This window comes from Actinomadura vinacea (assembly GCF_039532545.1).
GTDB lineage: Bacteria > Actinomycetota > Actinomycetes > Streptosporangiales > Streptosporangiaceae > Spirillospora > Spirillospora vinacea.
The window spans coordinates 81,701-103,146 of record NZ_BAAARW010000026.1; the positions used below are offsets into that span (position 1 = coordinate 81,701).

A 21,446-nucleotide genomic window follows, 5' to 3' on the forward strand; every position below is an offset into this window, starting at 1 on the left:
AATGCCGTTGGCACCCCGCAGTGGCGGGCTTCGCTCGTTGGCCGACGGCCTGTGGTCGATAACAAGCCGATCGGTTGCGTCGTACTGCTGCTGTCGGACTGTCATGGCTGACACCTGACCGACAGGTGCAGTTACCCCGAGAAAGAGGTTCTCATGACGTCTGCCACGCCTTCCGGCGAGCACCAGGCCATCAAGAACAAGGAGATCGCCAAGGCCGTGGAGCGGCTGATCGCCGCTTCCTTCGACCTGTTCCGGGCGTGCTCCCTGGCCGCGGTTTCCGTGGAGGCCGCGGAGATCGCCAACAAGGCCCGGGAGGTCGCCGGGACCTGCGACGAGATCGGCGCCCGCATCGCCTCCGGCGAGCTCTCCGGCGACAAGCTCGTGGCCGCCCTGGGGTACCTCAAGGCGGCGAACGAGTTCGCCACGGCGCTCAAGAACCCGGTCAGCGAGCCCAAGCCGTCTCGCTGATCTGCTGTAACCCGAGCCGGTCCTGACGAGATCCCTTCTCCAGGACCGACTTCCAGCACCCCGAGCCCCCCGGCCGCGCACTGACCGGGGGGCTTACTGCTCCAGGTGGCAAGCGTGTAGCAGAGCACGGATCCCCAGTCGTGCCAGATCATCCCGGGAATCAGAGAAATCAGGCTGCCCCCGCAACCCCTTCAGCAGCCTGGGGACCTAGCCGACGTCACCTCGGCCGTCCAAAGCTCATCCCAGGCAACGTGCTCCAACCCCACCGAACGGAGAAGGGGCATCCCGAACCCTCCCCGCTGGGGACGGCCCGTCCGCAGCGCGCCTCCAGACGCGTCGCGATGGCAGGTCACGCGAGTGGGAGGACGGCGACAACCATGATCGCCCTGTCGGTGGTCTCGCCGACAAGACGCCTTACGAGCGACAGACCCAGGTGCGTAACGAGCATTGCCTGTCACACAAAAGCGTAAAACCGGTGGGACGGGTAGGGCCGTTATAGACCAAGGAACTCGAAGGGAGAGGATCGACGTGGCGGCCCATGTGGAGGTCGAGCGCAAGTACGAGGCCGACAGCGGGTTCAGCCTTCCGGACCTACGAGACGTCCCCGGTCTGAGCAACGCCGCCGAGCCCCGGCACCATACCCTCATCGCCCATTACTACGACACGCACGACCTGCGGCTGGCGCGCCAAGGCATCACACTGCGGCGCCGTACGGGCGATACCGACGACGGCTGGCACCTCAAGCTGCCCAAGCCCAAGGGCGGACGGGAAGAGATCCAGCGGCCCGCCGGAGCCCCCGGCGATCCCCCGCCCGCCGAGCTCGCCGATCTGGTCCTGGCCTACACCCGCGGCGGTCCCCTGGTCGCGGTGGCCGAGGTACGCACAGACCGTACCGAGCGCGCACTGCTCGGCCAGGACGGCATCGTGCTGGCCGAACTCGCCGACGACAACGTCACCGGTATCCGGCTTGTGCCGAGTCCGGATGGTGCGACCACCTGGCGAGAACTGGAGGTCGAACTCGTCGACGGCGCGGAGGACGTGCTGAACTCCGTCGGCGACCACCTGATCGGCTTCGGAGCGCACGCCAGCGAGGCGCCGAACAAGCTGTCGATCGTGCTTGGCGCGGATGCCGCCCCTGAGGACCATCCCGCCGAGATGCGTACCACCGCACAGGTGATGTCCGCTTATCTCGGCGCACAAGCCGCGCGCATGCTGTCCTACGACCCTTGGGTACGGCTCGCCGACCACGACGACGACTCGGTGCACAAGATGCGTACCTCGATTCGCCGGTTCCGGAGCATCTTGCGCACTCACCGCAAGCTGGTCGACCGGGCCCGCACCGAGTCGCTGGACGCCGAGCTCAAGTGGCTGGCCGACGTGCTCGGCGAGGTCCGCGATCTGGAGGTGCTGCGGGCCCGCTTGTACGCCCAGCTCTTCGACCTTCCAGTTCCGCCCGCCGAGCCCGGTTGGCTGGTCGAGATGGAGCACCAGGAACGCCTGGCCCGCGAACGGCTGCGTGACGTCCTCAGCAGCAGGCGTTATCTCGCCCTGCTGGACCGTGTCGACGGCCTGGTGACCAACCCGCCGCTCCGCAAGCAGGCGCACAAGGCGGCGCGCAAGCAGCAACGCAAGGTCGTGACCAGGGCCTGGCGCAAAATGGTGGGCGCCTATGCGGAGGCGGGAAAGGCGACACAGGAGAGTGACCGGAACGCCGCCCTGCACAAGACCCGCAAGGCCGCCAAACGGCTTCGCTACACCGCCGAGGCCGCCGAGCCCGTCCTCGGCAAACCGGTCGGCAAGATCGCCAACCGCGCCCAGAAGCTGCAGGACGTCCTGGGCGACAACCAGGACAGGGTCGTCACCGCTGAGCGTCTCGCGCAGATCACCCCGGAACCCGGCAGCACCTCCGGCGCGTACGCACTCGGTGCGCTGGTGACCCTCCAGCGGTGCGGCGACCCCCTGGCCGACCTGCCCAAGACCTGGCGGAAGGCGGCCGACCGCAAGCTGATCAAGCAGTTGTGAGCAGACCGTCCCGGGTCGGTCATCCGCGAATTCCAGCGAACGTTCACACTGTCCCCCTGCTTGCACAGACGAGCGCTCCCGCTTGGTCGGCGCAGCCGTCGGCCGTTGACCACGGGTCCGGCCAAGGGGCAGGCAACCGTGGACCCGTGATGGTCTCGTGGTCACTCCTCGGACGCGTCCGCCGCGGATGAGCACTACGGAGTAAGGAGCGCCCGAGTGGTGGAGGCGCTGCAGCCCAGAGCGTGGGCCACGTCAACCCAGGTCATGCACAGCAGCCTTGACCCGCCAGGGGAAGGCACGCGGTCGGCAGCGGCAAGAGCGACCATGGGCCCGTCCGGGTCCTTGGAATCGCGGACGCCGACCACGTTCCCGCAGCGGGCGCTGTCGAACGAGTCGCGCACCGCCCCCAGGGCCGCCAACCTGGTCAGCCCGTGCGAGTGCCGTCCGGTCGGCAGCGACAACGACTCGTCGGCCGGACAGGCGTTCGAATTCCCGGGGCGCCCCAGGCGCAGCAAGTCACGGTCACCGTCCCGAACACCGAGGCCGGCGGTAGGTGGTGATCGGTCTCCAGGCCCCGTCCATTCCGCCACCGGCGTCGCGGGTGCAGGCGGCGGCCTGGCGTCTGGTCGACGGCCAGGACGACGAGGCGGCGTGGACGGCGGCACCCTACACCGACCGTTCCCGCGTCACCCGTGTCGTCCCACACCACGCCATCACGCCGAACCCGGCGAGCAGGCCGCCGATTCTTACACCTCGGGCCTGCTCGTGCAGATGTTCCAACACGCCCGCCTGGTCGACAGCCTGAACGTCCTCGACGTCGGAACCGGGTCCGGATACGGGACCGCCCTGCCGGCCACCCGTTCAGGCGAGGAGCATGTCACCTCTGTCGACGTCGATCCCCACAGGGCACTCCGAGGGCTGATGAGTCACCAACAGAAGTGATCGACGTGTGGCGGCTCGCCACCGACACGGCCACGTCTGAGCGCGCCGGCCAGGAAGCAGCAACGCTCGTTCACGCGTTGGGTGAACGACGGTGGGGTGTCCGTCCTGAAGACGTCGACGCTCTTCAGTAACGGTGGCTCGGCATGTCGTCGCTGTGCATGACCGAGGTCGAACCCGTTGCGTTCTCGAACTGGAGACCACTCGCAGGTGCACGGCCGCGTGCCCGGGCTGCCACAGCAATTCCGAGCCGGTCGGCGGCACCGGGCCACAGGGGCGATCGAGAGAAGCTCGTCGAGATGGGCAGGAAGCAGTTCCTTCTCGGAGAAGGTACTCAGTCGATCGTTGGACATGACCCGACCAAGGAGAAGTTCTTCTGCCGCGACTTTCGTTATCAGCGGATCCGCCAAGAGCTGACACGGGATGGCGTGGAAGGACTGACGCGCCATAGTGGGACCATGCCGAACCTCGACCACGCCGAAAGCCTCCGCGCAGCCGAACGGCGCCTCCAGGCCGCCCAGCTGACCTCCGATATCGATGCACTGACCGAGCTGCTCGACGATTCGGTGCGGTTCACCGGACCGGACGGAAATCTCTACTCCAAGCAGGACGATCTACGTATGCACGAAACCGGTCACCAAGTGCTGACCCGCGTCGAAGAGGAGGACCTCCAGGTGCTGGCCACCCCGCACACCGGCGTCACCTGGTTCCTCGGCACGCTGGAGGGCACCATCGGTGGCCGGCCGCTGGTCGCCCGGATGCGCTACACCCGAACCTGGATCCACGACCAGGCGGGTTGGAAGATCATCGCGGCCCACGCCATGTTCCTCACAGACGACCCCTTCGACGTCGGCGGCGTTACACAGGACGGCTGAGCCCGAGGGAGCGAGTTGATCAGGCCGTGTGGTCGTGGGTGTGGTGCACCCGGTGGTGTTCACGTGCGAGGTAGAACGCCTATGCGCAGGTCCCAGGCGGCGGCCCAGATCTTTCCAGGGCGTGGACGAAGTCGATGTCGATATGGATCGACCCTGCTCTTGGCGATGCTCGCGATCTGCCTCATCGCCGCGCATCTGTCGCGCGTCCGGGAGCGCAGGACCGTGTGACTTCCTCGCCTCGTCCGGCCGGGCGGTCCGTTCACGGGGAGCCGTCGGTGGACGAGTTCCGGTGCGGAGCCGTCGCCTTCCGCCTGGCTCAACCGCGTGTTGACCTCGAGTCCGGTTGAGGTTGCATGATCGGGTCCACGTTGGCGGACGGATTGGAGCGGGGCGCTATGCAGGTGGTTCAGGTGATGCGTTTCGGCGGTCCGGAGGTGCTGGTGCCGGGTGAGGCGCCGGACCCGGTGGCTGGGGCTGCCCAGGTCGTGGTCGAGGTGGCGGTCGCGGGCATGTCGTTCGTCGAGACGCAGATCCGGCGTGGTGTCGACAAATGGCATGCCAAGCCGTCGTTGCCGTATGTGCCGGGTGGTCTGGTGGCCGGACAGGTGAGCTCGGTCGGGCCACAGGTGGATCCGGCTTGGCTTGGGCGGCGTGTTGTCGCCGGTACCGGGGAGACCGGCGGCTTCGCCGAGCGGGCGGTGGCCGAGGTCGGGGAACTGTTTCCGGTCCCGGACGGACTGGGCTTGCCGGAAGCGATCGCCTTGTACAGCGACGGCAGCACTGCGCAGGGGCTGGCCGAGAATGCCAAGATCGCCCCCGGTGACCGGGTGCTGGTCGAAGCGGCGGCCGGTGGCGTTGGCAGCCTGCTGTTGCAGCTCGCCCGTGCGGCGGGCGCTCAGGTCGTCGGGGCCGCCCGCGGTGCGCGCAAGCTCGACCTGATCCGGGAACTGGGCGCTGACGCCGCGGTCGATTACTCCGAGCCGGACTGGACCGAGCGGGTGCTCGAAGTGACCGGCGGAGTAGGGCCGGACGTGGTGTTCGACGGCGTCGGCGGACAGATCGGGCGCGCCGCGTTCGAGGTGACGGCCCGCGGTGGCCGGTTCTCGGTGCATGGCGCTTCCAGCGGTGAGGCCACGCTCATCGACCCAGCGGAGGCACGGTCCAAGGGCGTGGACGTGCTCGGCATTGAGCAGCTCTTCGACTTCGGGCCGAACCTGGTGCGGTGGGCGGAACAGATGATGTCCCAGGCCGCCGCCGGGCTCGTCCGGCCGGTCATCGGGCAGACCTTCCCGCTGGAACGTGCCGCCGACGCACACGCCGCGATCGAGAACCGCACCGCCGTGGGGAAGACACTGCTGCTGATCTAACGGATCCTCACAGGGCATCCAGCTCTGCACTGAAGCAGTATCCGACAGGAGCCGTCGCCCGTCCGGACAAGACCGGTCGTGTCAGCGTGGACGGCTTCCTGGATGCGGTCACGCAGGCCGAGTTCGGTGAGCATGCTGCTGACGCGTATCTTGACGATCCGCTCGGCCAGGACGAGCACAGCACAAAACACCTGACCTCAGGTCACAGCTCGTTGGCCTTGACCCGCCGGATGAAGGAACGCCAGTCGGCGGCGGTAACAGCCAGCATGGGCCCGTCCGGATCCTTGGAGTCACGGACGCCGACCACGTGGGCCAAGTCTGCGACCTCAACGCACTCGCCGCCGTGCTGATCGCTGTGGCTGCTCTTGCGCCACGGGGCGTTCACCGCGTCGACGGAAGTGAGATCCGCAACCTCGACGCAAGCGCCGCCGTGATCGTCGCTGCGGCTGCTTTTGCGCCATCGGGGAGTTGGGGAGTCCATGCGGCCATCTTCCGTCGGCCCACAGCCTCGGTCCAGACCGCGGGCCAACGCAACCACGTCAGCCCAGGTCGTGCGCACCAGCCTTGATACGACGGGTGAACGCATCCCAAGCACTGGTACCGAAGGTCAGCTTGGGGCCATCGGGGTCCTTGGAATCACGGACGCCGATCACGGGGGCAAGATCGGCGACCTCGACGCAGTCGCCGCCGTGCTGATCGCTGCGGCTACTCTTGCGCCATTCGGTGCCTGACAGGTCGATCGTGCTCATAGTTCCTCCATCACGTTCCTAATCAAGGCACGTGACTCCTCGACAGGCAGTCCGTGGCCTCGCACCAAGTCATACCGTACGAGGTGACTTGCGACGCGGGAAGGCCGATTGATGAGCATGCCCTCTCCCGCAGACTCGGTGTAGGCGACGCTTGCTCCGTCCTTGAACCCGAGGATGGTGAAAGTTCCTCCCAGTCCGTCGTGGAAACCGACGCTGAGGGGCACGATCTGGACCATGTTGGTAGGGCGCTCACTGAATTCCAGGAGGTGAGCGAGTTGCTCGCGCATGATCTCCCGGCTCCCGATGATCCGGCGTAGGACTGCTTCGTCCATGGTGAACCAGGTGCGCGGCGGGTTCTCTCGGGCGAAGATCTCCTGGCGCTTCATGCGCTCGTGTACTCGTCGCTCGACGCTGTCGGGGACCTGATTGCTCTCGAGGATAGTACGTGCATAACCCTCGGCTTGGAGGAGCCCGTTCACGAGCGTCGGGTTGAAGTTGCGGATGGTGTCGGCGCGGGACTCGCAGTCGAGGTATTGCGGGAAGCCGGGTGGGAGCGTGGAGAGGTGGCGGGTCTCGTCGATCTGCTTCCAGAGGCGTTGGAAGAGGCCGTTCGTCTTGAAGTACGTGTCGAGGTCCTGAGCGAACTTCTCTGAGGGGACGTTCTTGCACAGTTCGACCTGGCCGACGTACGAGTCGCTGTAGCCGAGGGCCTTGGAGAGGCCCACCTTGGTGAGCCCGGCCTCGTTTCGCCATGCCTCCAGCTCGTTGGCGAACGTCGTGATCGCGGGGACGTCGCAGGGCTCGGGACGTGCGGGCATGAGGGCCTCCCGTATGTCGAACCTGATCGCCCGGGTGCGGACGATCTTGCTTGAGGTTCGTTGCTGGTGGTATTTATTCGCTTCCTTAGCGTAATCGGGTCTGGAAGTCTGGTCGCAGCATTTCCAGCAGAAGCAACACGAAGGTCTCTCGATGGACAGGTACTCGAACACAGAAGAAGGGGTTCTCGAACAGCTACGTGAAGAGTTCGAGGGTCATCGGATCTGGCGATCGGTCCGGGCTGACGGCCGGCTCGGTGAATGGGTGGCCAGCCTGCACGATCCAAAGGCCGGTATTACACCGACCCTCATGCACCCTACGCCCGAGGCATTGCGAACGGCGCTCGTGCAAGAGCGCGCGCGGGCGGAGGGCAGGAACCTATAGGCCCGGTGGCGGATTCCTGTAGCCGCCTATAGGAGCTCCTCTGGAAAAGACGGCGCGGCCTTTGGGCGGCCCCTGCGCGCATTGGCCGCGTCGTCGCCATCAAGGAAGTGAGGTGGAGCGGATGAGGTTTCGTAAGGGGCGGCATGCGGCTGCGTCTGGGTGGCGGCGTCGGCCGAACAACCGGCGGCGTGAGCATCTGGAGAGGCTTGGGCGGGCTGTCGAGGCCAGGTCCAGGTATGAGTGCCGCGTTGTCGAGAGGCGCGGGGTGCCCGTCCTGCATGTGGAGGGCGGTGACGCGCTGGAGGTCCTGTGTGACTACCGGGATGGACGGTGGTGGTTCGTCTGGGCGGATGGACGGGAGATCGCGTCCGTGGCCGACTTCTACGGGGCGGTGCGGGTCATCTGCGGGGTGAGGGCGTGAGTCAGGTGCCTGGGCTGGGCGAGATGGTGTTGGGTCTGCTCGCTTATGGGGGTGTCTGCCTGGCGTTCGGGTGGGTGATGGGGTTCATCGCCAGCGGGCGTTAGGGCTCGATGGTGATGTTCATGGCGGAGGCCAGGGCGTAGAGGAGGGCGTGGGCGTCGGGGGTGTTCACTATGGCGCCTTCGAAGCTCTGGATGCCGTTGACCCCGTACAGGTCGCAGTTCGACAGGCGGGTGCCCTGCATCTGGGCGCCGCTGAACTGGGCTCCGGTTAGTTTGCAGTCCTCGAATCGGGCCGATTTCAGGTCTGCGCCCTGGAAGTTCGCCTCGGACAGGTTGCAGCCGCGGAACACAACGTTCTTGAAGCGGGAGAAGCGGAACGAGGCCAGGTCGGCGCGGCACTCGTCGAAGAGGACGTCGCGGAAGCCGCAGTCGGTCATGATGAGGCCGGTCAGGCGGCTGCCGGTGATCGCGGTGTTGAACATCCGCGAGTCGAACATCCGGAGGTTGGCCAGGTCGCAATCCTTGAACATCACGTCGGCCAGGCCGGCTCGGCGCAGGGTCGTGCCCGCCAGGCGGGTTTCGTCGAAGCGGCAGCGTTCGAACTCTACGGACTCGACGTCCAGGCCGGACAGGTCGAGGGGGCCGTAGTGCAGGGAGAGGTGGGCGCCGTCGTCGGCGGGTTCGTCGTCCGGGTACACCGCCCGGGTGAGGGTGGACGGGAGCTTCGGCGCCACGGGCTCCTTAACGCGCATGGGCCCGCACCTTACGCGAGCGGGAGGGAGAGGGCGAAGCGGGCGCCTCGGGGGTGGTCCTCTATGCGGAGGGAGCCTCCGTGGGCTTGGGCGATCTCGCGGGCTATGGCCAGGCCCAGTCCGGTTCCTCCGGCGCTGCGGCTGCGGGCGGTGTCCAGGCGGGTGAAGCGCTCGAAGACGCGTTCGCGGTCCTCGACGGGGATTCCGGCGCCGTCGTCGGTGATGGTCAGGCGGGCGTGGCCGTCCAGGCCGGCGACCTCGATCTCGACCTTGCCGCCCGCGTACCGCTCGGCGTTGTCGAGCAGGTTGCCCAGCAGGCGGACGAGCTGCATCCGCACGCCGCGCACGACGACGCCGGACGCCAGGCGGGTGTGGACGGCCAGGTCGGAGCCGCGGCGGCGCAGTTCGGCGTCGGCGAGTTCGGCGAGGTCGATGGGTTCCTGGGCGGTGCTGCCGCCGGTGCCGATGCGGGCGAGGAGGAGCAGGTCGGTGACGATCGACTCCAGCCGGTCGGTGTCGCGCAGCGCCGAGGTGATGGTGCGCTCCAGGTCGGTGTCGTCGGGGTGCATCGAGGCGTCCTCGAGGTTGGCGCGCAGGCCGGCGATGGGGGTGCGCAGTTCGTGGGACGCGTCGGAGGCGAACTGGCGTTGCCGGGCGACCGCGCGTTCGAGCCGGTCGAGGGTCTCGTTGGCGGTGCGGGCCAGCTGGGCGATCTCGTCTTCGCCGGGCGGCTCGGGCACCCGGCGGCTCAGGTCGCTGGCGCTGATCTCGGCGAGCTGGACCCGGATCTGCTCGACCGGGCGGAGGGTGCGTCCGACGAACCGCCAGGTGATCCGGGCGACCAGGGCGGACAGCAGCAGGACGGCCAGGGCCAGGAGGGCCTCCAGGAGGCCGGTGACGAGGATCGAGGGCATCGGCCTGGCCGCGTACACGACGACGGAGTCGGGCGCGGTGGTGGTGCGGATGATCTCCAGCACCTCGCAGCGGCCGCCGGGCCCGATGTCGTGGCACTGGGTCAGGTCGATGATGCGCTGGTCGCGGGACGGCCACAGGTCGCTGAGCGGGGGCCGTCCGGCGGCGGCGGGGGTGGCGCCGACGACCTCGCCGCCCGGGGCGACGACCTGGATGAGGACGCGGCCGTGGGAGTCGTCGTGGATCCGGGGGCCGGCGAGGGAGCCGTCGCGGACGCCGGCGCTGACCCGGCGGGCGGCGCTCTGGGTCTCCTGGAGCAGTTCGGCGCCGACGGCGTAGCGCACCGCGAGGTCGGCGCCGACCGCGATCGCCCCGAAGGCGAGCGTCGCCAGGACGGCGGCGATCAGGGTGTCGCGTGCCCGGATCGACCGTGGGCGCAGCCGCATTCGTCCCCCTCGCTGCACGGTCCCCGGTCAGAGTGACACGGCCGTTCCGATACCGCTCGGACTACTCGCAGGTAACGGGTGTCGGGTGAACCGGATTCCGCATTCACGCCGGTCCGAAGCCCAACGGCCGGCCCGAAAGCCACTTCGGGGGTTTCACAACCGCCCATCTGGACATCCGTCTCATAGCACCACCAACCAGGAGCAGGGCGGGACATATGGGTAAGGATGTGAGCCCGACCACCATCAGCGGTGAGGACCGGCGCCGGTATCGGGACAAGGTCCGGAGCTGTCTCGACGTGCTCGCCCGGATGCTGGGCGAGTCCCAATTCGACTTCGAGCGCCCGCATATCGGCCTTGAGATCGAGCTGAACCTCATCGACGCACTGGGCGATCCGCTGATGCGCAACGCCGACGTGCTCAAGGCGATCGCCGACCCGGCCTGGGCCACCGAGCTGGGGCAGTTCAACCTGGAGATCAACATCCCGCCGCGGGAGCTGGGCGGCTCGGGCACCGGCGAGCTGGAGGCCGAGGTCCGCGACCATCTCAACCTGGCCGACGCGCGGGCCCGCGAGGTCGGCGCCCATCTGGTGATGATCGGGATCCTGCCCACGCTGCGGCGCACCGACATCGGCGAGGAGGTGATCTCGGCCAACGCCCGCTACAAGATGCTCAACGACCAGATCTTCGCCGCCCGGGGCGAGGAGATGCGGATCGCGGTGGACGGCCCGGAGCCGCTGCGCATGCACGCCGACACGATCATCCCCGAGGCCGCCTGCACCAGCGTCCAGTTCCACCTCCAGGTCAGCCCCGACCACTTCGGCGACTACTGGAACGCCGCCCAGGCCGTGGCCGGGCCGCAGGTCGCGCTGGCCGCCAACTCGCCGTTCCTGTTCGGGCACCGGCTCTGGCACGAGACCCGCATCACCCTCTTCGAGCAGGCCACCGACACCCGTCCGGACGAGCTGAAGACGCAGGGCGTGCGGCCCAGGGTGTGGTTCGGCGAACGGTGGATCACCTCCGTCTTCGACCTGTTCGAGGAGAACGCCCGCTACTTCCCGTCGCTGCTTCCGCTGTGCGACGAGGAGGACCCGGTGGAGGTGCTGGAGAGCGGCGGCATCCCGGAACTGGGCGAGCTGAGCCTGCACAACGGGACCGTCTACCGCTGGAACCGTCCCATCTACGCGGTCGTGAACGGGCGGCCGCATCTGCGCGTGGAGAACCGCGTGCTGCCCGCCGGCCCGACCGTCGCCGACATCGTCGCCAACGGCGCGTTCTACTACGGCCTGGTGCGGATGCTGGCCGAGGAGGAATGGCCGGTGTGGACGCGGATGTCGTTCCAGACCGCCGCGGCGAACCTGCACCGCGCCGCCCGCGACGGCCTGGACGCCATGCTCTACTGGCCCGGCATAGGGGAAGTGCCCGCCGGCGAGCTGGTGCAGCGGACGCTGCTGCCGATGGCGTACGAGGGCCTGGACCGCTGGGGCGTCGACCCGGTCCGCCGCGACCGGCTGCTGGGGATCATCGACCGGCGCTGCGCGACGGGGCGGACGGGCGCCTCCTGGCAGATCCAGACCGTCGAGGCGATCGAGGAGTCGTTCGGCACCGAACGGCACGAGGCGCTGCGGCTGATGACGCAGAGCTACGCGCGGCTGATGCACACCAACGAGCCCGTGCACAACTGGCCCATCGGCCCATGACCGCCTTCACATGATCCACACATCTCCCCCCGAAGTCGGACACCGTTTCTGCGTACAGTTCGGGCTGTGACAGCGAACCAGCGCATCCTGGTCGTCGAGGACGAGCCCACGATCGCCAAGGCGATGGCGGACCGGCTCACCGCCGAGGGCTTCACGATCGAGATCGCCGCCGACGGGCCGTCCGCCGTGGAACGGGCCCGCACCGGCCGTCCGGACCTGATCGTGCTCGACCTCATGCTGCCCGGCTTCGACGGGCTGGAGGTCTGCCGCCGCGTCCAGGCCGAACGGCCCGTGCCGGTGCTGATGCTGACCGCCCGGGACGACGAGACCGACCTCCTCGTCGGCCTGGGCGTCGGCGCCGACGACTACATCACCAAGCCGTTCAGCATGCGGGAACTGGCCGCCCGGATCCGCGCCGTCCTGCGCCGGGTCGAGCGGTCGGAGCCGGCGGCACCGGACACGCTGCGCGCCGGGCCGCTGGAGATCGACCCGAAGGCGCGGCGGGTGCGGCGGGACGGCCGCGAGGTGCACCTCACCCCCACCGAGTTCGAGCTGCTGGGCTGCCTGGCCCGCAACCAGGGCACCGTCCTGACCCGCGCCGTGCTGCTGGAACAGGTGTGGGACTGGGCCGACGCGTCCGGCACCCGGGCCGTCGACAGCCATGTCAAGGCGCTGCGCCGCAAGCTGGGCGCCGACCTGATCCGGACCGTGCACGGCGTCGGCTACTGCCTCGAGATCCCCGCGTGAGCCGCCCCGAAGACGCCCCCGGCGGCACCGTCCACAGGCTGTGGACGATCCTGCCGCGCCCGCTCGACCCGCTCCGCTCCATCAAGGTCAAGCTGGGGATCGTGACGTCGGTGATGGCGTGCACCGCCATCCTGATGGTGCTGTGGGGGTACGCGCTGGACCTGCGCGCCCGGCAGACGCTGCCGGCCGGCGTGCTGGTCTCCCTGGTCGTGACCCAGCTCCTCGCCCACGGGATGACGGCGCCGCTGCGCGAGATGACCGCCGCGGCGCGGGCGATGGCGCGCGGCGACTACAGCCGCCGGGTCCGGGCCACCTCGCGGGACGAGGTCGGCGAGCTGGCCCACGCGTTCAACCGGATGGCCGCCGACCTGGGCGAGGTGGAGCGGCAGCGGCGCGAGTTCGTGGCGAACGTCTCGCACGAGCTGCGGACCCCGATCAGCGCGCTGCGGGCCGTCCTGGAGAACGTCGCCGACGGCGTCACCCCGGCCACCCCCGAGGTCCTGGAATCGGCGCTCGACCAGACCGAGCGCCTCGGCCGGCTGGTCACCCAGCTGCTCGACCTGTCCCGGGTGGACGCGGGCGCGGCCCGGCTCGACCTGGCCCGGATCGACGTCGCGGCCTTCATCGGGGACGTCACCGCGGAGGCGGCGGCGGGGCGTCCCGAGACGGGCTTCGACATCGACGTGACGCCCGGGCTGCGTGCGGTCGCCGACCGCGACCGGCTCCACCAGGTGGTCGCCAACCTCCTGGACAACGCGGCCCGGCACAGCCCACCGGACACCCCGATCACCGTGACTGCCGCGCCGCTCGACGCGTCCGGCGGGCTGATCCTGGAGGTCGCCGACAAGGGGCCCGGCATCCCGCCGAGCGAGCGGGCGCGGGTCTTCGAACGCTTCTCCCGGGGCGCGGCCGCCGGCGACGTCCGGGCCCGCGTCGGCACGCCGGGCGGCGGGACGGGCCTGGGCCTGGCCATCGCCCGCTGGGCGGTCGACCTGCACGGCGGCGGCATCCACGTCGTCGACACCCCCAAGGGGTGCCGCATCCGCGTCACCCTGCCGTCGCCGTCCGGTCCGCGGGACGAGGTCAGCGGCGAAGATTCGTGACGACGGCGGACGGGCCGGAGTCGCCGCCCACGGCCTCGCCGGCCGGGGGCGGCACGCGGCGGTCGGCCCCGTCCGGGAGCAGCGCCCGCGCACGCAGCACGATCTCCAGGTCGAAGCGCAGGTCGGGGTCCATCAGCTGGTCGCCGAACAGGTCCTCCAGCTGCCGCAGCCGGTAGCGGACGGTCTGCGGGTGGACGTGCAGCCGCAACGCGACCTCGTTGGCGTTGCGTCCCGACTGCAGCCAGGCCAGCAGCGTCTCGGCCAGCCGGTCCTGCTGGCCGGCGCGCAGGTGGTCCAGCGGCGCCAGGCGCAGCTCGGCCAGCGAGGTGACCAGCTCCTCGTCCTGGAAGAGGATCAGCGTGGACATGTGCTCCACGCTGCGGATCACCCCGGCTCCGGCGGCGATCACGCCGCGTTCCGCCAGGCCGAGGGTCTTGCGGGCCCACTGGATCGACCGGGCCGCCTCGGCGACCGGGACGGTCGGGCCGATCGCCGCCAGGCCGCCGCTCAGCGACCGGTCCACCACGCCGGCCCGGCCGGGGCCGTCCGGATCCGGGACGAGCAGGCTCGGGGTGCGCCGGGTGAGGTCGACGAGCACGTCCGGCGGGAAGGCGGGCAGCCGGGCGTCGCGCTGGTGGCGGCGGGCCAGCGCGACCGCGGCGACCGTCCGGGGCACCGGCCAGCGCGCCGCCGCGGCCAGGTCGGCGATCGCCTCCGCGCCGACCGGCGGATCGGCGAACAGCAGGTCGAGCAGGCGCTTGCGGCGCCGCTGCATCTCCCCGGCCACGGCCGACCTGGCCTGCGAGAAGCCCTCCGCGGCGGCGGCCGCCAGCTCGTCCTGGAACTGCATGAGGACCTCGCCGACCGTGCCGAGCGTGCGCGGTGAGACCTCCAGCGCCGCGGCGCCCTCGCTGATCCGCCGCCAGGCGACCATGCCGCCGACCCGCATCGCCGACTGCATGGCGTCCAGGCTGCGGCCCTCGGCGGCCTCGCCGCGCCCGATCCCGCGGAAGAAGTCGGTGACCGGCCCGGAGTCGTGGTCGGGGTCGGCCACCCGGTCCACGAAGTAGTGCAGGACGCGCTCGACCGCCTGGCGGGTCGTCCCGGAGTAGGCGCCGTCGGCCGGACGGTCGTACTCGCTGACCCTGGCCCGGATGGTCTGGATCATGTCGTCGGCGACCTCGTCGAGGTGCGGTCTCATGTGATCGGCCAGTTCCCGGGGCAGCTCGTGCCAGGCCCGGTCGAGCCCGCCGGATCGCTCCTCGGCCACTGGCGCCTCCCGCGACGACGATCCCCCGCTGTCGCAGCTCAGACACACGGGGTAATTGCCTGCTTATGTGCCTTATGTGGTGAAAATCATGTCCCTTGATGGCCTTCTACGCAAAGCCCAGGGCGCAGGTTCGACCAGATTCGGTCTGCCCGGATGCCGGATGTCACATCTCCGGTCCCCGACGTGTCTGTACGGGTAGTGCGACATTGATGACGTACCACCGATGAGCAGGGTGGTCCCGGCGGGCCGCCCGTGCGGGAGGGTCAGCGTGGCCACACACGACGACGGCGACGACCCCCGTCCCCTCAAGGCGCTGGCCGGAACGGGCCGCGCGATCGACGACCGCCTCGGCGGCGCCCCGTTCGCCAGGAAGGCCATGCGCAAGGCCTTCCCCGACCACTGGAGCTTCCTGCTCGGCGAGATCGCGCTGTACTCGTTCGTGATCGTCCTGCTGACCGGGGTGTTCCTCACCCTCTTCTTCAAGCCCAGCATGAACGAGGTCGTCTACGACGGCTCCTTCCAGGCCCTGCGCGGCGTCCCGATGAGCGAGGCGTACGCCTCCACCCTGCACATCACCTTCGAGGTCCGCGGCGGCCTGCTCATGCGGCAGATCCACCACTGGGCGACCATCCTGTTCATGGCGGCGATCGTCGTCCACCTGCTCCGCAACTTCTTCACCGGCGCCTTCCGCAAACCGCGCGAGCTCAACTGGCTGATCGGCATCGTGCTGTTCATGCTGGTCATGGTGAACGGCCTGTTCGGCTACTCGCTCCCCGACGACCTGCTGTCCGGCACCGGCATCCGCATCCTGGAAGGCGTCCTGCTGGGCATCCCGGTGGTCGGCTCCTACGTCCAGATGTTCCTGTTCGGCGGCGAGTTCCCCGGCGACCTGATCATCCCCCGGCTGTACGTCGTCCACATCCTGCTCATCCCCGGCATCCTGCTCGCCCTCATCCCGCTGCACGCCGTCGTCCTGACCTGGCGGCAGACCCACACCCAGTTCCCCGGCAGGGGCAGCAGCAACCGGACCGTCCGCGGCTACCCGTTCTTCCCCGTCTTCATCGCCAAGACCACCGCCTTCTTCCTGTGGGTCTTCGGCGTCGTGGCACTGCTCGCCACCTTCTTCCAGATCAACCCGATCTGGCTGTTCGGCCCGTACGACCCCGGCGCGATCAGCGCGGGCTCCCAGCCCGACTGGTACATGGGATGGCTGGAGGGCGCGCTGCGCATCATGCCGGCCTGGGAGATCAACGCCCTGGGCCACACCGTCACCTTCAGCGTGATCGTCCCCGCCCTGGTCGTCCCGGGGATCCTGTTCACCGGCCTGGCCGTCTACCCGTTCCTGGAACGCTGGGTCACCGGCGACCACCAGGTCCACAACCTGCTGGACCGTCCGCGCGACGTCCCCGCCCGCACGGGCATCGGCTTCGGCGGCGTCGTCTTCTTCGGCGTCCTGTGGGCCGCCGGCGGCAACGACATCATCGCCTACAAGTTCGACATCCCGCTCTTCTGGACGACCTGGTTCTTCCGGATCGCGATCATCATGGGCCCGGTCCTGGCCTACGTCATCGCCTACCGGATCTGCCTGGGCCTCCAGAGCCGCGACCGCGCCCTGATCGAGCACGGCCTGGAGACCGGCATCATCCGCCGCGCCCCCGACGGCGAGTACACCGAGGTCGAACGCCCCCTCGCCCCCGAAGGGGCGGCCCCCATCACCGACGAGCGCCCGCCCGCGGCCATCGCCATGGGCCGTCCCGAACACCAGGGTGTGCAACCGCCCGAAGCCCGCAGCCGTCTAGGGAAGGTCCGCATAGCCCTGAACCGCCGCTTCACAACCGACCTGGCCACCCCGCCTCCGCACCCCAACGGCCACGAAGAAGAGAAAAAGAAGGCCATCGAACCCTGACAGATACCCATGCAAGATGGACATAAGGTGGCCTGCCCCAATCAGCTGGCAGAACAAAGATGGACGCACCTGTCTGACCTTGTAGACTCCGGAGATTGCCCGCTTCGACCGGTTCCCCCACTGCGGAGGAGTGCATCCTTTTGGCGGACTTCTCGAGCGGTGAACTCGACCGCATGCTGTCCGAGGCCCGCAAGGCGCTGGAGTCGATGCGGCAGGGCGACACGGCCGGGCCACCACCGGAACCCGTGGAGGCCGTCGGCGAGTCCGCCGACGGCCGCGTCACGGTGACCGCGACGACCGGCGGACGCATCACCGGCGTGGAGATCAATCCGCGCGCCATGCGGTTGTCCTCCCAGGAGCTCGGCGAGCAGATGGTGATCGCGATCAATGCCGCCCTGGACGAGCTGCGCGCCAAGGCGCCGACCGCGGAGAGCGAGCCCGCCGTCGACCCGGCCGCGCTCCAGACGCAGTTGGAGGAACTGCAGAACCAGGGCGTCCGTCAGATGGAGATGATCCGCCACGCGATCGGCGACACCCTCGCCCGGCTGGAGGGAGGACGATGACCCGCGAGCACGAGGTCACCAACACCCACCTGACGTCGGTCTCCGGCCGACTCCGCACCATCACCGACCAGCTCTCCGAGGCGGTCCGCTCGTTCCAGTCGGAGGTCTCGGGCTTCGGCGAACCCTGGGGCGGCGACGACATCGGGATGATCATCGGCATGGCGCACGGGGCGATCTTCGGCGCCGCCATGGAATCCTTCAACGGCTCCGCCGGGGAACTGGCCGGGCGCGCGGGAGAGCTGGTCGCGGCCGCCGACACCCACCGGAGCGCAGAGGACACCAGCACCGCCGGCGTCAACAGGATCAAGGAGTTGCTCAATGGGTCTGCAACTCCCGCCTGAGCTGGCCGGCTGGCTGGGGGTGCTCGGCTTCACCTGGCCCGAGGCCGACGAGACCAAGCTGTTCGAGCTCGGCAACACCTGGACCGGGTTCGCCTCCACGCTGCAGACGGCCGGCGACGAGGCCGACGCGCTCGTCCAGCAGGTGTGGACGGAGAACAAGGGCGCCGACTTCGAGGCACTCCAGCAGGCATGGGCCGACCCCGACGCCGCGGTCGCCAACCTGCGCACGGCGTCCCGCAGTTGCCTGGCCGCCGGGATCGGCCTGTTCATCGCCGCCTTGGTGGTGCTGGCACTCAAGATCATGGTGATCGTCCAGCTGATCATCCTGGTGATCCAGATCGCGCAGGCGATCGCCACCGCCATCGCCACCTTCGGGGCCTCCCTGCTCCAGATCCCGATCTTCAAGATGATCACCAAGGTGATCGTCGACATCCTCGTCGACCAGGCCGTCGGAGCCCTCCTCGGAGGGTGAAGCGGGCCGACCGAAACGGGCGATTCGGTGCATCCAGCTTGATCAGCGACGCGACACGTCATAAGCAGTAGACCAATAAGTCCGACATCGCCTACGACAGGGTTGACCTTGATGACGTCGGTTTCGGAAGAATCCCGAGGTGGCGCCCGGTGACCAGACGCGGCCCAGGAAACTCCGGCGGGGGCTCCGGACGAAACAACAACCAGATACCGGGCAACTCCACTCTGGTCAGAGCAGTGAATTCGACCGGCAGCTTTCCCCGAACCGTCTGGAAACCATCGAAATACCCCGGCCTGGTGTCGAGCAAGCCCGGAAAGACACCCTCCACGAACGCGCTGCGCGGAAGAATCGGAAATGACCTCGCGGTCGCGTCGGCGAAGAAGCGCGGCGAAAGAATCGTCGCCTCGGAGGTCAACATCCGCAAACCGGGAACGAAACTCAAGGGCAGCAGCAACATCGACCAAGTCGTCAAGGGAACGGACACGCGCTACCATGGCGTCGAGGTCAAGTCCGGCGACGGCAAGTTGCGGAAGGCCCAGGAAGAGCACTATCCAAAGGTCCCGAAGGGCGGCCTGGAAGTCGGATCGGACTCCTTGCGGGGTGAGGGCATGCCAAAGGGACATGTTCTCCGAGCGGGAGACATCACGTCGATGCGGGTCGAACGATGGGACATCGACTCGCTGCCGGCGGACACCAAGACGGCACTGGAGAACCATACCGTCGCCGACATTCTCGATGGGGCGGCCGGACCCGCTCGGCAACAGGAACTCGACCAATGGATGAGTTCGCCCGGCAGCCGGACCGTGGACAAACTCTGGACCTAGACGCCGTGACGAACAGGAGAACGCATTGACCGTCGAAGATCCGGACAGCATCGATCAGATCACCGCGAGCGAGGACGGGTCGTCCTACACACTGGTGATGGTCGAGACACGTTCGTTCTCCGGCTCGGAGGAGCAAAACGACCAGATCCTGGACAAAATCAACCTCTATCTGGAGGTGATCCAGACCGGACAGCTCCTGGAGCAATTCCCGGACATGCGCGGCAAAGAAGTCAAGGTCCGGCTTGTGTGCATGGACGAGCCGGACGACCCCCCTCTGGTGGAACTTCTCACCAGCGGCGCCGGCCTGTTCGCGAAGCACGGCGTGGACTTCGCGGTCGAGGTCGTCCCCCGCGAGTTCATCGAGAGGAATTGACGCCCTATTCCCGGCCCGCACTGTCGAGAAGCTTCTGAAGCTCCACGGCGAATCGATTGTCCGGTTCGTCGATCTCCTTGATCCCGGTGTTCCCGAACTGCCGGGTGAACTCGTTCAAGAGAGCTTGCGCCCGCTCTCGTCCACCGCGGAGATGCTCGATGACGGCCAGCGACCGGAGTCGCCCGGCCTCGGCGCTCGGGGTGGCCTGGGGTGTGCTGAGACTGTCGGCGACCGCGTCCAGACTCAGCTTGGACCGCATCCACGGAATGATCTGCTTCTCGACCATTTCCGTGGTCCTGGCGACAGCCTCTTCGACGCCCGCAAGATTCCCTGGATTAAGTTCCTGAAGTTCGAAAACCGTCGCCGCGGAAGGTATGTCGTACCAGCCTCCCGGAAGCGTCACCTGCTCCGGGGCCTTGGAGCCGGCACCGCTGAGTTCGCGGATCAACTCCTGGGCCGGGACATGGGAAAGGGCACAGCCCGGCGGGTGATAGAACACCGTCGTGGAGCCCCGATCGGCCTTCTTGGGCAGCACAATGGTTCCGAGCCATTCGTCGCCGAAGACGAGGTCGTACCGGTTGCCCGGCCTGGACTTGAAACCGAACGTGCCGAGCGCCTTCTTTTCTCTCCGCACCCACTCCTTCTTCAGTTCGCCACTGGTTTCCGGTTCCGCACTGCTCACCGTCGTCCTCCCAACACCAGGCCCCTCACCAGGAGGCACCCGCCCAGGCTATCGCCGGGCCGTCCGAGTGAACGCCCGGCCGGCTCGTCGACCTCCGCGCGTGGGCTGAGGAACTCGCCGAGAGCAGCACACGCATAACGCGGCCGCCGCGTTCCTCGCCCGAGCCCGGACGGGACGTCGCCTCGGCCATGCTCGAGTTGGGCCCGCTCCTAGGCGAGATGCGCCACAGGGAAGCTCTACCGCCTAGGCACGGGTCGCGAACCTGGTCCTGGGCATCCGCCGCTGACCGGGACGAGTCCTCAATTCTCCAACTCCAAGCGGCGGCCACTGCCAATGTGGATCTTTATCGGCTCACGGCAGGTCGCGTGACGAAGAGGATTGGTTTACAGCTGACCCGATCCGGCCAGCACAGTATTACTTTTGCACCTTTTGCTTGTGTCGCACCAAAACGTCGCTAAGCTGCGGGCTCATCGTTCTCCTCCGTCACACCGGATCTCGTACGGCGAGCGCCACCTCGTGCCGACCGCGCCGACGCGCGGCTCCCCCGCCAAGACCGGGGCGCGTCTCCCGCCCGCTGGAAACGACGGAGAGTCCCCTATCAGAGGAGAAAGGCATGCGCGCAACTCGCCTGGCCGCGACAGGACTCGCTGCGGGGGCCATGGTCCTGGGAATGGCGGCCCCCGCACTCGCCACTCCCGTCCCCAGCCCGGTCACTCCCGGCGCGTTCTGCAAGGACGAGCACCTCGGCCAGCGCGGTAAGACCAAGACCGGCGAGCTCATGATCTGCGTCAAGAAGCCCGGCGAGAAGCAAGGCCGCTGGCGGGACGCCGTCCCCGGTGACGACACCCCCGCCCCCGCTCCGCCTAAGCCGCGCTTCACGTTCGGGTACGACAAGGTGAAGCTGTCCAGCCGCCGCGTCGTCCCCGGCGGCTCGACCATGTTCACGGTGACCTGCCCGAACACGGTGAGCATCACCGGCAACGGCTTCACCCGCAGCCCGCTGACGGTGAAGAAGGCCGGGGCGAACCGCTGGACCGCCACGGGCACCTTCCGGTCGAGCCTGCCCGACCCCACGACCGCCACGGTGGTCTGCAAGGGCTTCGGCTCGGTCAAGTTCAGCACCAGCCCGGAAAAGAACGACGGCGGCATGAAGCCCAGCAAGCCGAAGATCCCCACCGGCCGGATCGACACCGGTGACGGCAGCACCCAGCGGGGCGACGGCTCGGCGCTGCCCGCGGCCGGTCTGGGCGCGTTCGCGCTCGCCGGGTTCGGCGCCTTCGCGCTGCGCCGCAGGACGGTCCGGGAGCGGCCGTAA

22 protein-coding genes are annotated in these 21,446 nt (G+C 68.5%); 15 read left to right on the plus strand and 7 right to left on the minus strand.

What is annotated here, in order from left to right; genetic code table 11:
• The first annotated feature begins 153 nt into the window (after nucleotides 1–153).
• The 4 genes from ABD340_RS33465 (at nucleotide 154) to ABD340_RS33480 (ending at nucleotide 5,671) form a co-directional block, all read left to right on the plus strand.
• Nucleotides 154–468 carry a hypothetical protein gene (locus ABD340_RS33465; RefSeq protein ID WP_344594477.1) on the plus strand — a complete coding sequence of 105 codons (315 nt, stop codon included), beginning with the start codon at nucleotides 154–156 and terminating at the stop codon, nucleotides 466–468.
• A 528-nt stretch (nucleotides 469–996) separates the two neighbouring features.
• On the plus strand, nucleotides 997–2,490 hold the full coding sequence (locus ABD340_RS33470; RefSeq protein ID WP_344594479.1) for a CYTH and CHAD domain-containing protein: 1,494 nt from the start codon (nucleotides 997–999) through the stop codon (nucleotides 2,488–2,490).
• Between the two features lie 1,100 nt (nucleotides 2,491–3,590).
• A complete protein-coding gene (locus ABD340_RS33475) occupies nucleotides 3,591–4,304 on the plus strand; it encodes a nuclear transport factor 2 family protein (protein WP_344594480.1) in 714 nt (237 codons plus the stop codon).
• Between the two features lie 395 nt (nucleotides 4,305–4,699).
• Nucleotides 4,700–5,671, plus strand: a complete 972-nt coding sequence (locus tag ABD340_RS33480) for a zinc-binding dehydrogenase (protein WP_344594481.1) — start codon at nucleotides 4,700–4,702, stop codon at nucleotides 5,669–5,671.
• A gap of 202 nt (nucleotides 5,672–5,873) precedes the next feature.
• On the opposite strand, the gene ABD340_RS33485 is transcribed toward ABD340_RS33480, so the two are convergent.
• From ABD340_RS33485 to ABD340_RS33495, 3 genes are read right to left on the minus strand one after another with little or no spacing between them, the layout of a single operon-like run.
• On the minus strand, nucleotides 5,874–6,152 hold the full coding sequence (locus tag ABD340_RS33485) for a DUF397 domain-containing protein (protein WP_344594482.1): 279 nt from the start codon (nucleotides 6,150–6,152) through the stop codon (nucleotides 5,874–5,876).
• 58 nt (nucleotides 6,153–6,210) lie between these two features.
• Nucleotides 6,211–6,420: a DUF397 domain-containing protein gene (locus tag ABD340_RS33490; RefSeq protein WP_344594483.1), complete on the minus strand. Its 210-nt coding sequence runs from the start codon at nucleotides 6,418–6,420 to the stop codon at nucleotides 6,211–6,213.
• Nucleotides 6,417–7,409 (minus strand): helix-turn-helix domain-containing protein, encoded by a 993-nt coding sequence (locus ABD340_RS33495; protein WP_344594485.1) that lies wholly within the window; start codon nucleotides 7,407–7,409, stop codon nucleotides 6,417–6,419. Before ABD340_RS33495 ends, ABD340_RS33490 begins: the two co-directional genes overlap by 4 nt.
• Before the next feature lie 476 nt (nucleotides 7,410–7,885).
• Between ABD340_RS33495 and ABD340_RS33500 the strand changes: the two genes are divergently transcribed.
• The gene (locus ABD340_RS33500) at nucleotides 7,886–8,041 is read left to right on the plus strand and encodes a hypothetical protein (RefSeq protein ID WP_344594487.1); all 156 of its coding nucleotides are present in this window, start codon (nucleotides 7,886–7,888) and stop codon (nucleotides 8,039–8,041) included.
• Nucleotides 8,042–8,141: 100 nt separating this feature from the next.
• Here ABD340_RS33500 and ABD340_RS33505 read toward each other — a convergent pair whose 3' ends face one another.
• Together ABD340_RS33505 and ABD340_RS33510 are read right to left on the minus strand one after the other, a co-directional pair.
• Nucleotides 8,142–8,795, minus strand: coding sequence for a pentapeptide repeat-containing protein (locus tag ABD340_RS33505; protein ID WP_344594488.1), 654 nt, complete (start codon nucleotides 8,793–8,795; stop codon nucleotides 8,142–8,144).
• 11 nt (nucleotides 8,796–8,806) lie between these two features.
• On the minus strand, nucleotides 8,807–10,153 hold the full coding sequence (locus ABD340_RS33510) for a sensor histidine kinase (RefSeq protein WP_344594489.1): 1,347 nt from the start codon (nucleotides 10,151–10,153) through the stop codon (nucleotides 8,807–8,809).
• 227 nt (nucleotides 10,154–10,380) lie between these two features.
• On the opposite strand from ABD340_RS33510, the gene ABD340_RS33515 reads away from it, so the two are divergent.
• The 3 genes from ABD340_RS33515 to ABD340_RS33525 all read left to right on the plus strand — a co-directional run bounded on the left by ABD340_RS33515 (nucleotide 10,381) and on the right by ABD340_RS33525 (nucleotide 13,700).
• Nucleotides 10,381–11,850 (plus strand): glutamate-cysteine ligase family protein, encoded by a 1,470-nt coding sequence (locus ABD340_RS33515; RefSeq protein ID WP_344594490.1) that lies wholly within the window; start codon nucleotides 10,381–10,383, stop codon nucleotides 11,848–11,850.
• A gap of 66 nt (nucleotides 11,851–11,916) precedes the next feature.
• Nucleotides 11,917–12,597 (plus strand): response regulator transcription factor, encoded by a 681-nt coding sequence (locus ABD340_RS33520; protein WP_344594491.1) that lies wholly within the window; start codon nucleotides 11,917–11,919, stop codon nucleotides 12,595–12,597.
• Entirely contained in the window at nucleotides 12,594–13,700 is a 1,107-nt protein-coding gene (locus ABD340_RS33525; RefSeq protein ID WP_344594492.1) for a sensor histidine kinase, read from the plus strand. Before ABD340_RS33520 ends, ABD340_RS33525 begins: the two co-directional genes overlap by 4 nt.
• On the opposite strand, the gene ABD340_RS33530 is transcribed toward ABD340_RS33525, so the two are convergent.
• Nucleotides 13,681–14,970 (minus strand): PucR family transcriptional regulator, encoded by a 1,290-nt coding sequence (locus tag ABD340_RS33530; protein WP_344594493.1) that lies wholly within the window; start codon nucleotides 14,968–14,970, stop codon nucleotides 13,681–13,683. The genes ABD340_RS33525 and ABD340_RS33530 overlap by 20 nt on opposite strands.
• A gap of 268 nt (nucleotides 14,971–15,238) precedes the next feature.
• Between ABD340_RS33530 and qcrB the strand changes: the two genes are divergently transcribed.
• From qcrB to ABD340_RS33560, 6 genes are all read left to right on the plus strand, one after another.
• Nucleotides 15,239–16,876, plus strand: coding sequence for a cytochrome bc1 complex cytochrome b subunit (gene qcrB, locus ABD340_RS33535; protein WP_344594494.1), 1,638 nt, complete (start codon nucleotides 15,239–15,241; stop codon nucleotides 16,874–16,876).
• A gap of 140 nt (nucleotides 16,877–17,016) precedes the next feature.
• Nucleotides 17,017–17,439, plus strand: a complete 423-nt coding sequence (locus tag ABD340_RS33540; protein ID WP_344594496.1) for a YbaB/EbfC family nucleoid-associated protein — start codon at nucleotides 17,017–17,019, stop codon at nucleotides 17,437–17,439.
• Nucleotides 17,436–17,780 (plus strand): hypothetical protein, encoded by a 345-nt coding sequence (locus ABD340_RS33545; protein WP_344594497.1) that lies wholly within the window; start codon nucleotides 17,436–17,438, stop codon nucleotides 17,778–17,780. The genes ABD340_RS33540 and ABD340_RS33545 overlap by 4 nt, the downstream gene beginning before the upstream one ends.
• Nucleotides 17,758–18,252, plus strand: coding sequence for a WXG100-like domain-containing protein (locus tag ABD340_RS33550; RefSeq protein ID WP_344594498.1), 495 nt, complete (start codon nucleotides 17,758–17,760; stop codon nucleotides 18,250–18,252). The genes ABD340_RS33545 and ABD340_RS33550 overlap by 23 nt, the downstream gene beginning before the upstream one ends.
• 236 nt (nucleotides 18,253–18,488) lie before the next feature.
• Nucleotides 18,489–19,076: a PD-(D/E)XK nuclease family protein gene (locus tag ABD340_RS33555; protein ID WP_344594499.1), complete on the plus strand. Its 588-nt coding sequence runs from the start codon at nucleotides 18,489–18,491 to the stop codon at nucleotides 19,074–19,076.
• Between the two features lie 25 nt (nucleotides 19,077–19,101).
• The gene (locus ABD340_RS33560; RefSeq protein WP_344594501.1) at nucleotides 19,102–19,449 is read left to right on the plus strand and encodes a DUF6572 domain-containing protein; all 348 of its coding nucleotides are present in this window, start codon (nucleotides 19,102–19,104) and stop codon (nucleotides 19,447–19,449) included.
• Between the two features lie 4 nt (nucleotides 19,450–19,453).
• Here the strand turns inward: ABD340_RS33560 and ABD340_RS33565 are convergent, their stop codons facing one another.
• Complete coding sequence (locus tag ABD340_RS33565) at nucleotides 19,454–20,131, minus strand: hypothetical protein (RefSeq protein WP_344594502.1); 678 nt, start codon at nucleotides 20,129–20,131, stop codon at nucleotides 19,454–19,456.
• 613 nt (nucleotides 20,132–20,744) lie between these two features.
• Here ABD340_RS33565 and ABD340_RS33570 point away from each other — a divergent pair.
• The gene (locus ABD340_RS33570; RefSeq protein ID WP_344594503.1) at nucleotides 20,745–21,446 is read left to right on the plus strand and encodes a hypothetical protein; all 702 of its coding nucleotides are present in this window, start codon (nucleotides 20,745–20,747) and stop codon (nucleotides 21,444–21,446) included.